The organism is Marseilla massiliensis, assembly GCF_016899855.1.
In the GTDB taxonomy this organism is placed as follows: domain Bacteria; phylum Bacteroidota; class Bacteroidia; order Bacteroidales; family Bacteroidaceae; genus Prevotella.
Genome location: NZ_JACJJG010000001.1, coordinates 102,649 through 115,651 on the forward strand (window position 1 = coordinate 102,649; position 13,003 = coordinate 115,651).

Genomic DNA, 13,003 nt, shown 5'->3' on the forward strand with positions numbered 1-13,003 from the left:
AATGAGCAAGAATAAAAGTCCTCAAGAGAAAGCCGCAGTGGAAAGGGAAAAGGAACTGCTGTCAGGCGCATTAAACGGAGCGGCAAGCAGCGGCGGCTACTGGCTGAACGCTTCGGGCAGGACGGCTCCCATGTTTTACCCGAAAGGCCCTGAAGTTAGTCCATTCAACGCTCTCATACTCGCTATGCACACCGACCGTGGAGGTTACAAGACCGCCCGTTATTTCTCGTTCAACGAGGCCAAGAAATACGGACAAGCGGTGCTGCAAGGTGAAAAAGGTGTGCCCTTCCATTGGTACAAATGGGAGAAGTATGTTAACCGCAACGACCCGAACGACACGATGTCGAGGGAGGATTACCTCCGGATGGACAAGGAAGAGCGGAAACAATACAAAGGAGTGCGCAACCGGGAGATACGCATCCTGTTCAACGTGGACCAGACCACGCTGCCCGATTCCAATCCCGAAACCTACCGTGCCCTACTGGAGAGCCATGGCGGCATCAACGACCGGGGCAACCTCAAGGCGGAAGAGCGGCAGTTGCGGAACGCCGTCAACCATTTCGTGGCGCAGGTCAAGGAAAACCTCGTACCTATCCGCAAGGACGGCACAGGCATACCCCGTTACGACACCGCCAAGGATGCCGTCTATATGCCAGACCAAAAGCATTTTGCCTCTTACCCCGACTATGTGCAGGAATTGGTGCGCCAAGTGGCAAGTGCCACCGGGCATCAGCAACGTCTTGCCCGTGAAGGCATGGTGATGCAAGGCGGCAAGGCACCTTCGGAAGATGCCGTGAAATATGAACGACTGGTGGCTGAACTCGCCGCTGGCGTGAAGATGTCGGAGTTCGGTCTGCCGGCCAAGATGTCAGCGGAGAACCTGCCTTTGGTGGAATACTGGACGAAGGAACTGCACGAGAACCCAATATTGCTGGAAGCCATCGAAACGGACGTGAACAATGCCGTGGAGGTGATGCGCAAGGCGGAGCGTGGCGAGAAGATAGAATACGCGGCCTTGCGGGATCACAAACGCACCACCGAACTGCGCGAGAAACAGAAGCCGCAAGTAGATTCAAGGGAGAGCGCCATCCTGCTCGACATCATCCGTAAGGGAGGCATGGGCGTGGACAGCCGCAATTTCGCCTCTCCCGCCGAGAAACAGGGCTTCATGGAAAAGTTTAGTCTGGGCTTTTATGACAAAAAGGTGGAAGAAGCATTGTCGAGGGTACGTGACGAAGACCCCGAAGTGGTGGAAATCGCCTTTACCGAAGCCGCCAATTACGGCACCCAGATGGCGGAGTCCTGCAAGGAGTACATTCCTGCCGAGTGGAATACCAAGGGCAGCTATGCGGTGTCTGACAGCTTGGAAGGGATACCCGACCGCTCCACCAAGGAGATGGTCATCGTGCGCGACAAGCAGACGGGCCTCGTGGATGTCGTGCTGCCTGGCGGGGCGTTGGAAGGTGGCCATGTGGTCTTGCCCGACGGTGACAAACGTCCGTACAGCCTGACACCGGACGAGGTGATGAGTGCCCAAGAACGGTCGGAACGCGGGGCAAAGGCGGTGACGAACAACCTGCCCGGCTTCTCCAAGCCACGCATCGAGAGTGCCTTGCGGGCGCAAGGCGCTGCATTCGTCCGTTTCTTTAACAAGGACGGCTTACTGGGTTTCCGTCCCGATGACAGCTACTTTGAGGGCAAGGAGGTAACTACGGCCAAATTAGAGGGCAAGGAACTGCGGACACTTTCGCACATCGATGTGTCCGAGGCGGTGAAAAACGCGACCACCGTGCAGTTCGACCGCATACAGATGCTGCGTGACGATGACGGGCGGTGGGCGTTGTACCTTAAACCACAGGGAGAGGCGTCATTCAGCGTCTATCCCGACAAGGAGGATGTCAACCGTTTCTTCACCACCATCAAGCAAGGGCAACAGGAAGCGTCCGCCGAAGTCCGCCGCAGCTTGGCCAATAAATACTACGCCTTGGCGCAGAATAAGCCGGAACTGAAAACGGACTTGTTCGCTGGTCACACCGAGAATGCCGACCTGTCAAGGATTAAAAGAGTGAATATTTTCCGCACTAAGGACGAGCGCATCCTCTGCGCCCCGGTCATTGATGGCGTGGAGAAGGTACAGCCGAGGCTGGTGACGCCCCAACAGTGGCAACGGATGTGGGCGGCGGAGGATATGGCCGAATACAAAACTAATCTGGCAGGCATGCTCTTTGCCGATGTGTTGCAACAGGCAAACGCACAAATCCAGTCACAGGAATCCAAACAAGGAGAACAAACCAACATGGCATCTGAGGCCACCGCCAAAGGACACTCTTTCACCCCGTCCATGCAGGAACAGTTCGGCCAACTTAAATCCAAACACCCAGATGCTTTGCTGCTGTTCCGGACCGGCGACAACTATGTGGCCTACAAGGAGGATGCACAGACCGCCTCACGGATATTGGAACTTGATGTGGAACAGGGAGATAAGGCGGATACCGTTTCATTCCCCTTCGTGGATTTGGACACCCATCTTCCCAAACTTATCCGTGCAGGGCAACGGGTAGCAATTTGTGACCAATTGGAAGAATCCAAGCAAACGGTAAGCCATGAGAATGAGGCACGTGTGGGGCGTGGGAGATAACAGGGATTATTGACAATCAAAAGATTCAAATATGGGTAAAAGCAAGAACGAAATATATGCGGAGCAATACGCCAAATGTGCGATGGAGCAGATGCGCCGCTACGGAATACCGGCCTCCGTGACACTGGCGCAGGGCATATTGGAAAGCAGCAACGGCGAAAGCACTTTGGCAAAGAAAGAGAACAACCATTTCGGCATCAAGGCCACGCAAGGCTGGTTGGACGGTGGCGGCAGGTATGGCTTGTATACAGATGACAAACCCAATGAGAAGTTTTGCAGCTATGACAGCGTGGCCGCTTCCTACGAACACCATTCCCGTTTCCTGGCAGAGAACAAACGGTATGCCGGATGTTTCAAGTTGCAAGCCGATGACTACAAGGGCTGGGCGAAAGGGTTGGAACAGGCGGGATATGCCACGGGAGGCAACTACGCTGCCTCGCTCATTGGCATCATCGAGCGGAACGGGCTTGACAAGTACGACCGCATGGTAATGGAAGAGATGCAAGCACAAGGCCGGACACCTGGCGAGGACAGGGAAAGCCACCTTACCGAAGAGGGCAAAGGTTATGCCTTTCCATTGGAACGTTTGGAGTTTCTGTTGGTGACTGCGCCGTTCGGCGGACAACGCAGCATCACCCTGCAAACAGACCATGAAGCCGTTTTGGCCACGGAAGACAATGGCAAGGTGGTGGCGGTGGACACCGGTAAATCACTGACGGTAGAGTATGCACGGACAGACGGCACCACCTATCAGGTCAGCTACCAAGACTTGGCAAACACGAATGCCAAAGTGGGCGATACGGTAAACGCCGGACAGCAGGTAGGCGTGTCGGGGGACAACCTTCAATTCGGTGTGGTGCAAATCTCCACGGACGGCAGCAGGCGTAACATCGATCCTGCAGCATACTTGGCCGATGTCGCCCAAAAGGGGAACATCAACCTGCAACTGATGTATGAAGGCAAGGACTTGATGGAAAAATACAAGGCTGCTGATGGTGCGGCCATCAACACAACCCTGTCACCGGAAGAATGGATGAAAAAGTTGCTTTCCTCGGAGGACAGTGGTGCACGTCTTGGCTACGGCACTGATCCCGTAGTGGAGATGGCCATTACGATGTTCACTTCGCTCATGGCATTGGCCATGCAGATTGACAACAAGGATGAACAGATGAAAGTGGCCACCGAAGCGGCCTTGGGCAAGCGCATCGACCTTTCGGCATTGCTGCCCGCCTGCAAGGAATGCGTGTTGGAGATACAGGACGGCGGCCGCCCCATCTTGCATATGGACAATGGCAGCGGAATCTTCTCGCACGAACTGACCGCATCGGAGATGAACCGCCTTTCCCTTGTCCTTTCCGATACGGGTACCACAGCAGAGCAGAAACGCATCCAAGTGGTGGCGATAGTGAACAGCATCGCCCTATCCGGCCAAGTGGCACAGAACTATGAGCAGGGAATGGAACAACACAATGGTCAAGGCGAGAACCTGCAAATCAGATAAAAGACAGAATAGCGAAATAACGAATACATCACCAATAAAGGATAACAATTATGATCAAATGCAATGTGACAATCAACGGCACGGTCAGCCGGGCGGCGACGGTGCGGACCAACAGCGAGGGACAATCGTTTATCTGCCTTACCGTCAAGGCAACCATTCCCGCCAAGTCGGGTGCGGGCAAGCAAGTGGAAATCTCCGTATCAATGGACGGAGAAGAAACAGATACCACCTCGTATGCCGTGGGTGCAAGGGTGGAAATGCAGGGTACGCTTACTTTCCGTAAGCGTAGCGACAACCTATACTTGAATTTCCATGCCGAAGCAGTGGATTTTGCCCCTGTATCCGACAAGGACAGCATAACGGGCGACATTGAATTTCGCGGCACCATCGGCAAGCAGGTGGAGGAAAAGACCGACAAGAAAGGCGGCAAGTATCTTGTATTCTCGGCTTTCAGCACCGAGAAAGACGGAGAAGCCTTCGCTTTCACTTGGGTGCGTTTCATCCGTTTCTCGGCAGAGCGGGAGACTTTCCTTGCACCTAAGACGGGTATAACAGCCAAGGGCAAGCTAGAATTGTCAGCCTACCTTGACAAGCTCAACATCGCTTGCCGGGTGGAAGAGTTGGCTGAATGGGTAAAAAAGGATAATAACTATCAAACCCAGGAATAAGCATGGCAAAGAGGAATGATTACCACAGGGATGGTCCGTCAGCCGAAGACCGGGCGTTGGAACGTTTCACGGAACTGATGATCGAGAAGATTTCCACCCTGCAAAAGGACTGGTCGAAACCTTGGTTCACGGCGGGCATGATGAAATGGCCGAAGAACCTTTCGGGCAGGGAGTACAACGGGATGAATGCTCTGATGTTGGCATTGGAATGTGAGAAAAGGGGGTATGAGCTTCCCGTGTTCTGCACCTTCGATGCGGCCTTGTCGCTCAATTACAGCAAGAAGAAGGACGGCTCGCGGCAGCCTTTGCTGGATGAAAACGGAGAGAAGCTGTCGTTGGTGTCCGTGCAGAAAGGCGAGAGATCCTTCCCGGTTTTTATCACCACCTTTACCGTGGTGGACAAGGAAACGAAAGAGAAAATCAAGTATGAGGACTATAAAAGGCTGTCCGATGAAGAAAAACAGCGATATTCGGTTTATCCGAAGATGAACGTATATAACGTGTTCAATGTGGACCAGACCAACCTCCGCGAGGCTCGTCCCGAACTGTACGAGAAGATTCGGTCTGCCAATGAACTGAAACCGCCCGTAAAATTGGACGGCGAGTCATTCTCCTTCGCCCCGTTGGACGAGATGGTGGACAAAGGACTGTGGGTATGTCCTATCCGCCCCATGCATCAGGACAGGGCGTATTACAGCATCAGCAAGGACGAAATTGTCATTCCTGAAAAGGCGCAGTTCGTGAACGGGGAATCCTATTACGGCACCATGCTGCATGAGATGACCCATAGTTCCGGACATGAGAGCCGGTTGAACCGCTTGAAACCCGCTGCATTCGGGTCGGAGGAATACGCAAGGGAGGAATTGGTGGCCGAGCTGGGTAGTGCGCTGTTGGCTTCACGTTATGGTATGGCAAAGCAGGTAAAAGAGGAGTCGGCGGCTTACCTGAAGTCGTGGCTGGGCAGCCTAAAAGAGTCGCCGGAGTTCCTGAGAACGACCTTGTTCGATGTAAAAAGGGCGACCTCGATGATTTCGCAGCAGATTGAGGCCGTACAGGAGCGCATCGAAGCCAAGCCGGACATCATGGATGTGGACGGCGACGGGAACACACAAGAAGTGGCTCATGAGGAACGAGAGCTTGTGGGTACGGTGGCGGAGGAACACGTGCCGTACCGACGGGGACGGTAAAAGGGAAGCGGTCTCATAAAGGTACGGTCGGCAGGGTGGATTTGTTTGCTCCACCCTGCCGGCAGTTACCAATGTTGATGCATCCGTGTCAGAAATGATAGCGGATGACACCGCCGAAGAAAAGTACCGTTCCTTCCTCCAACCCGCTGACCCAGGACATGAAGCCGGCCGATAGCATGGGTTCGCCGTCGATGAAAAACCTGATGTTCGTATCCAGCGGATTTTCAATCTCCCTTTTCAGCCAGTATGCCTCTCCGACGAACTTGAATACGTTTTCGGATGACACTTTCACGGCCTTGCCGTGGATGCGGGCCACCCACTCTTCCGTCCACTTGCCGATGCCGCCGTTATACCGCAGGGAATTTTCGTCGATGGGCGTGAACATCCCTTCGGGCAGTATGCAGCTGCAGAAATCCTCAATCACGATTTTACGGTATGCTTCCAGGACTTCCGAACAATAGTCGAAGAAGCCATAACCGCCTTCATACAACGTGAGCGCGTTTATGAAATCCTCCTTGCCGATGACTTCCGTTCCGATTTGAATGATGTTTGAGTACATGGTTCTTGTTTTTATTAGTTGGACATTGTGTGCATTCCCTGTTGTCCGGGCTTTCCGCCCTTACCGCAAGGACATTTTACGTGCGGATGGAAACGGCAGGACAGGGAAACAAAGGCAAGCAATCTCGAAGGATAGTATGGCGGTGCTTGACGTGTTTCCCATGCCGTAACTTTGCACTGGAAAATGGGGCGGCAAGAATGGGCGTATGGCAAAATCCAATAAGGTATAAAAGGATTGGTCAAAACAATATATAAAAGTGTATAAAAGGGTGCTGCGGCATGGAAAGCCTATGGGAAATCGGCAGGGCTTCCCATAAGCTGTCCTTGCGGCTCATCACACCACATTGTATTGGTACAGGTAGCAGTAATTGTCCGTCCCTGCCGATTTCCACTGTCGGTTGAGGTCGCCCAAGTCCTTTTCGGAGCAGATGGCGCAACCGCACATTCTCGACACCCAGTCAAGGGTTTTCTCCAAGCAGGGGAAATATTCGGTCACGTACCCGTCATCGGGAAAGTGCGCATCCACGGCGTACCTGTCCTTGAAATAGCGGCCCTCGCTGTCGTTGGTCTCGTAAAAGTCCATCATCGGTTCTTCGGAAATGTAATAGTAAGTCAAGGAGGGGAACTTCTCGCAGATGAAGTCGTAGGTCTCGATGCAGGGCGCCCATGCGGTTTCCGTTTCCATGCGCAAGACATTCCCCTGGCATTGCAAGGACATCCATGACCCACGGCAATAGGTATTCTCCCACTTGCCGCCCAAGGCTTCGACAAGGCAACCCAACCAGTTTGTGCCAAAACCGTTTTCAACCAATGGAGTTTTGCGCCTTTCCAACTTTTTCATCGTTTGGTAAAGGGTCTTGATTTCTTGCTTGTCACCCTCGAATACGAGGGCTGTTGAACACCAATTAGGCATGATTGTAAATGATTTTAGTTATACATTATGTTTGGATGGGGTACAGGGCGTTAGGAACACCCTATACCTTTTGTCGTTCACTCAGGCAACATCATCGGCATCAGCAGAGCCAAGTGTTCCGACTGCACATCGCTTGAAACGGGTTCGATGATGGCGGCACGGCAGGCTTCGCTCATGCGGAAACGCACTTCGGCTGTATCCATGTTCTCCAATATCATCTTGAGGTTCTCTGCGTGGAAAGCGATACGGACTTCATCGCCTTGGTAAGTACAGAACACGGTTTCTTCGGCCGATGTGGCATTGTCAAAATCATGCCCTGTGAGGAGCAAGGCCATGCCCGAAAAGGACAACACAAGCTGGCGGCTCGTCCTTTCCGCGAATACGCCTACGCGACGGATGGCAGACAACAGGGCTTGGCGGTCGATGGTAGCTTCCTTGTTGCTGTTGGTGGGAACAATGGCATTGTAGTTGGGGTATGTTCCCTCTATCAGCCGTGTGCTGAAACTGTCCGTGTCGGTCTTGAACACAATGTTCCGCCCGTTGTATTCCACTTCCACGCTACCCTCCTTTTTATGCAACAACAACTTGACAATCTTTGCTGCCTTAGCCGACAAGACGAAACGGCAATCATCCGCATTTCCTGCCAAGGGATAGGTGTTGCGCACCAACTTATGCCCATCGGATGCGGCACACTCCAACTTACCATCGGAAATAGTGTAGTTTATCCCTGTCATCACGGGGCGCAAGGCATCGTAAGAAACGGCAAAGAGCGATTGGTCAATGGAATTGCACAATGTGGCTGCGTCCATGTCGAAACGAATGTCACTCTCGTTTTGCATCATGGGATATTCATCGCTGCCAAACCCTGCCATGCCGTAATGCCCGTTCAAATAGTTGATGGTCACACTTTTGTCCTTATCGTCAATGGTAAAGGTAATCGGTTGTTCGGGCAGGTTCCTCACTGCGTCCAACAAGGTGGATGCCGTGATGCACACTTTGCCTGCTCCCTCCTGTCCTGTGATATCCAGCGAGCCGTGCCATACACATTCCAGGTCGGAGGCGGTCACTTCCAGCGGTGCGTCCTCTTTCACTTCCAGCAAGAACGTGGAAAGGATGGGCAGTGCCGGTTTGTTGTTCATTACTTTGGCCATTGTAGCCAGTTTGTTTGCCATTGCGGTTGATGATACTGTAAATTTCATAATGAGAATGTTTTTGTTTCCCCTGCTTTCGGGCTGTTTGCCCTTGCCCGGAGGAAGTTATTTTTCGGTGCAGGATGAGCCGTCCGCCTATGACGCAAACTTTTTGGCAGGAATACGCTTTGGACAAAGGAGAAAGGAAGATTCCTGTCATCGGGAACAACCGCTTAGTCCGGCCTTTGTCCCAAAAGTTTTCGGCATCAACAGCGGGCGACTGAACTTCGCACCCGAAAATACGCCCGGCGGCAAGGGTATGGCGCGAGTGGTAAAAAGTCTGTATAATCGGATGACTGTCTGTATATAAAAGGATGGCAAAGTGGAAGTGTTGATTTGACATTTTCTTGAAAACCCGTTCCACAAAATATCGGTTTTATTATTTTTGCAGTCATTTATGCAGGCAAATAAGAGTATATGGAACGGTTTATCATCATAGTGTTGCTCATTCTGATACTGTCACTTACATGGTATTGGAGAAGAAAGCTGGGCGAAGCCTATTGTGCCGCCGCCCAATATGAGCCTACTTTGGAACTGCGCAGGGAGTTCAGCCGCAAGGCTGTGTTGGCGGGCAATCAGGAAGCGAGGTAGATTTTCCCCATCACCGTTGCGAGGTTTGCTGCCGACCATCAGCCACCCAAAAGTGTTCAAAAAGAAGAAAATCCCATGCGTATTCACGGACTATTACTTCCAGTCAAGGTACAACCCATACCTAAGCGAAGCACAAAAATAGTTCTGCCAATCCTTGATCATCCATACCAACGTCGTAAACGGGTATCTATGATGAAGAGTCGGAAGACATTGATTAGACGCCTGACAGGACGATTATTTATGTGAACAGCATGATTAACTTGTGGTATGGCAAAAGGAATGGGAAGTATGTAGTGGTAAAAAAGGAAGTCTTGCCGTTAGATCCGGAGAGCGACAAACCATGCAGCGACGACTTGTCGGAATTTGACTTGCGGATATAGAACAGGCCGACTTTCACAAGCCGGCCTGCCCTTAAAACAGTGGTTCGATTTGATCGTGAATCCCCCTGTCAAGAATAAAACAAAACAAAAACCTAATCAGTCGTGTTCGTTACAGGAAACAACAGCCTTACACAAGCATTGCGGTTGGCTTCTACGGGCTTGTAATCGTCGATACCACCGGCTGAAACAGTTTCTATCCTGTCGGCATCCACGCCACGCTTTCGCAACTGTCCGGCCATGTATGCGGCACGTCTTTGAGACAAGCCGTTGTTGATGGCATCGTTGCCTGTCGCACTGTCTGCCGCACCGATGATTTGGACGCGCAGCCCGTGCTTTTGGGCAATCCGGGCGATGCCGTCCAAATTGACCAACTGCGAATAGTCAGTAAGCCTGTCGGTGTCCAGCACGAAGAAGAAATAGATGGGCGGGCCGATATATCTACCGTCCACAGGCAAGGATGAAACAATGGAATCGTTGCCTTGAAACGAACCATCACTTCTATAATTGGAAACCTCGCCGTATGCCATATAAACTGTGTCCTTGCTGTGGATAAAAGTGCTGTCGCCTTTATGTGTGTCCATGTCTGCTTGGGCATCGCGCAGCCTTGCACGAAGCGAGTTCAATCCGCTGTAATCATTCTTGGGATAGCCGGTAGACAAGCCTTTGCCATCACGTCTATCTTTTATCGAAGAAAGCCTGTCCGCATACTTGTCAAGCAGTCCTTCCAACTTCAATATCTTCTCCAATTCGGCAATGATGCGGATGCTCATGCCATTCTTCTGCCTGAACCGTTCATTCTCACCGCGCAAGCTGTGGACATAATCGGTTAACCGCTCGTTACGCTTGATGTAAGGGGAGGCATTAACCACGCGCTTCCAACCTCTCTTGCCGATTGTGTAAGAGAATCCGGCGGTCAGCGACAACATACGGTCGCCCCACCTGTTGCCTGCGCCCATGCCGTCAAAGTCCTTGAAGGTGGTGGCGCAACCAAGTTCAGCGGTGAGGTGCAGGCGGTCGGTCAGACGGTATCGTCCTTGCACCCCGTAAGAAACGGCAAAGGGTTGCCGGTCGAGTTCGTCATTATGCAGGATACCCAAGCCGACGTAAGGAACCAAGTCCCAACGGAAATCCTCTTTGGGACATGAGAGGCCCGACAATACATTCCACATCAAGTCGGCATGGAGATGCTGGAAGTTTCTTGATTCAAACAGGGCATCCTTGAACTGCAAACCTTGGAAGGCAGCTCTCACACCTATGGCAGGCGTGAACCACTTGCCCGCAGAAACGGACAATGCTGGTCTCGTGCGGTCAAAGATGTCACCGCAGCCAAGCGGCGAACCGACAAAAGCCGACACACCGCCGGACACGTTCACGAACCAGTTTCCACGCCAAGGAGAAACCTCCACGGCATTCTCCAAATAGATCGGCTCCAACGGTTTCAGCCATTCCTCCCATTGTGGTAGGATCTCCCATCGGATAGTATCCGTCATGGGAACATTGTACGCCCTTGCCATGAGCGGCAGGGACAATACGGATAGCAATAAAAATCTTCTTATCATATTATCAGCATATTTGTTTTCGACTTACAAAAGAAATGATTCGCCACGTCTGCAAAGAGGCTTTCTTCCTCTTTCAACTCCCGCTTAACAAGAATTTCAGTCACGGCGATTTACCATACTGTCAATCATACTATAAGTCAGATATAAGTGATGACAAAAAGTCTCTTGGCCTGTCATTTCCTGCGGACGTTCTTGCCTCCTTTGGGCTTCATCATCCGGCTTGCCTGTATCAGGCAGCGTCTTGCCCAGGCCCGGTCGTCCTCGTCCTCTTTCCGTCCCCAAGGCAGGTCATTGTCACCACCTCCACCGCCGTGGCTTTCGGCAAATGTCGTGGCCAAGTCCACATAGTTCGCAAAGAGGTAGATGGCACATTTGAAGATGTCCTCGCCACGTTCGGCCACATCTTTCAGCAGCGTGCCGTCGAACAGATTTTGTCCTTCGCCGTCCAATGCTGGAAGCAATGACTTGAACTCGTTCAGTATGTCGCCCAACAGCGCATCGGCCAGCCGGTAGCGCACCTGATGTTCCAAGTCGTAGGTCGCAGCTTTGAGCTCTCGCCGGTATTCAACCGCACGTTCACGTGTTTCTTCCTCTATCTGTCTAAGTTCGGAAAGTTGTCTGTTCGCTTCTTCCAATTTGCCGCGTTTGTCGGTGAGATTATCAAGCACTTTCTGCAAGTCAAGGTCGAGTTTGCTTATCTTCTTGCGCAATTCCTCCGAATCGCCACGGCTCGCTTTCAATTTTTCCGCAAGGGCTTCCATCTCGGCAATCATCTGCTTCTTTTTCTCCTCTAAGTTGACGGTCATCGTGCCCAGTCCTTTCACCCGTTTCTCGGCAAAACGGATGTCGGCAAGCAACTCGCCGAGCAACTTCCTGTTGTTCTCAACCTGTTCCTCCAGGGTCGTACATTCCTCGCTCAACGCACGGCGGTATTCCTCCGTGGTCCGGTGTTTCGCACCGCTTAAGGCGATGCTCGTGCCTCGTTTCATGCCCCACTTCTCGTTCACCTTGGCGAACTCGTCATGATAGAAATAGAAACGTTGTTTGGAGTCGTATTTGTTGCCTCCGAAAACCTTGTTGTAGGAAATCCTGCCGCGTGGATCCATCGGTATCACGGAGCAGTGCACATGGGGGTTCAGCTCGTCAAGGTGTACATAGAAACCGACGACGTTATCTTCGCCCCAGTGTTCACATGCAAACCTGTACACGTCCTGCGCCCAACGCTCTATGTCCTTGTTGCGACAGATATGAGAGTTGTCCGCCCCGTGCGTGAAGTTCACTCTCTGGTTGCCGAAGGCGAGCTGGTGCATCCGCTCCCTCGAACCGCCGAAGATGATGTTGGCTACAGTGCGGAACCCCGGCTCGGAGAGTCCCTCGTTGGGATCCTTGATGCCACGGGATTGCAGGGATTCCGCCATGCGTTGCCCGATAGACTTGGACTTATCCACGGGCACAACTTTCCCGCCCTTGACTATTTCAAAGTTGAGCCGTTCGCGGGTGCGGTCATAATTGCCGTGCCTCGTCGCCCATTCCCAACCTCTTTCCGTCCAGTTGCGCTGGTGCTCGTTGCTCTGGCCATCGCTCATGCCCTTTCCGGGCCTGATGTCAAATACCTGTTTGATGCTTTCTGCCATATAATCCGGTCGTTTTTTACAGCTTGCTGCCGCCCCCGGCGGTTCCTGCATTTTGCCCCTTTAAGGGCAAAGTGCGTATTAGGCTACGCAGGCAGAGCCTGTCTTCGTGGGCAAGCCCTGTCGTCAGGGTCGGAGGTCAAGACCTCCGTTAATACCCATCCCGTCTGTCGGGATACCATGCACT

General features: G+C 52.4%; 9 protein-coding genes and 1 pseudogene. 5 read left to right on the forward strand and 5 right to left on the reverse strand.

Annotated elements, in window-relative coordinates:
- Position 1 precedes the first annotated feature (1 nt).
- From H6A34_RS00465 to H6A34_RS00480, 4 genes and pseudogenes are all read left to right on the forward strand, one after another.
- Positions 2-2,638, forward strand: a complete 2,637-nt coding sequence (locus H6A34_RS00465) for a MutS N-terminal domain-containing protein (RefSeq protein ID WP_205102797.1) — start codon at positions 2-4, stop codon at positions 2,636-2,638.
- 31 nt (positions 2,639-2,669) lie between these two features.
- Positions 2,670-4,139: a glucosaminidase domain-containing protein gene (locus H6A34_RS00470; protein WP_205102798.1), complete on the forward strand. Its 1,470-nt coding sequence runs from the start codon at positions 2,670-2,672 to the stop codon at positions 4,137-4,139.
- A gap of 50 nt (positions 4,140-4,189) precedes the next feature.
- On the forward strand, positions 4,190-4,807 hold the full coding sequence (locus tag H6A34_RS00475; RefSeq protein WP_205102800.1) for a hypothetical protein: 618 nt from the start codon (positions 4,190-4,192) through the stop codon (positions 4,805-4,807).
- Between the two features lie 2 nt (positions 4,808-4,809).
- Positions 4,810-5,880, forward strand: a pseudogene (locus H6A34_RS00480) (ArdC family protein); the annotation flags it as partial.
- A 202-nt stretch (positions 5,881-6,082) separates the two neighbouring features.
- Here H6A34_RS00480 and H6A34_RS00485 read toward each other — a convergent pair.
- The 3 genes from H6A34_RS00485 to dnaN all read right to left on the reverse strand — a co-directional run bounded on the left by H6A34_RS00485 (position 6,083) and on the right by dnaN (position 8,664).
- Entirely contained in the window at positions 6,083-6,553 is a 471-nt protein-coding gene (locus H6A34_RS00485; RefSeq protein WP_205102803.1) for a hypothetical protein, read from the reverse strand.
- Positions 6,554-6,886: 333 nt separating this feature from the next.
- Positions 6,887-7,465, reverse strand: coding sequence for a hypothetical protein (locus tag H6A34_RS00490; protein WP_087249255.1), 579 nt, complete (start codon positions 7,463-7,465; stop codon positions 6,887-6,889).
- Positions 7,466-7,542: 77 nt separating this feature from the next.
- Entirely contained in the window at positions 7,543-8,664 is a 1,122-nt protein-coding gene (gene dnaN, locus H6A34_RS00495; protein WP_205102805.1) for a DNA polymerase III subunit beta, read from the reverse strand.
- 408 nt (positions 8,665-9,072) lie between these two features.
- Between dnaN and H6A34_RS00500 the strand changes: the two genes are divergently transcribed.
- Positions 9,073-9,246 carry a hypothetical protein gene (locus H6A34_RS00500; protein WP_162614389.1) on the forward strand — a complete coding sequence of 58 codons (174 nt, stop codon included), beginning with the start codon at positions 9,073-9,075 and terminating at the stop codon, positions 9,244-9,246.
- A 472-nt stretch (positions 9,247-9,718) separates the two neighbouring features.
- Here H6A34_RS00500 and H6A34_RS00505 read toward each other — a convergent pair whose 3' ends face one another.
- Both H6A34_RS00505 and mobV read right to left on the reverse strand, forming a co-directional pair.
- Positions 9,719-11,185, reverse strand: a complete 1,467-nt coding sequence (locus H6A34_RS00505; protein ID WP_087249259.1) for an OmpA family protein — start codon at positions 11,183-11,185, stop codon at positions 9,719-9,721.
- A 173-nt stretch (positions 11,186-11,358) separates the two neighbouring features.
- Complete coding sequence (mobV, locus tag H6A34_RS00510; protein WP_087249261.1) at positions 11,359-12,819, reverse strand: MobV family relaxase; 1,461 nt, start codon at positions 12,817-12,819, stop codon at positions 11,359-11,361.
- Positions 12,820-13,003 lie beyond the last annotated feature (184 nt).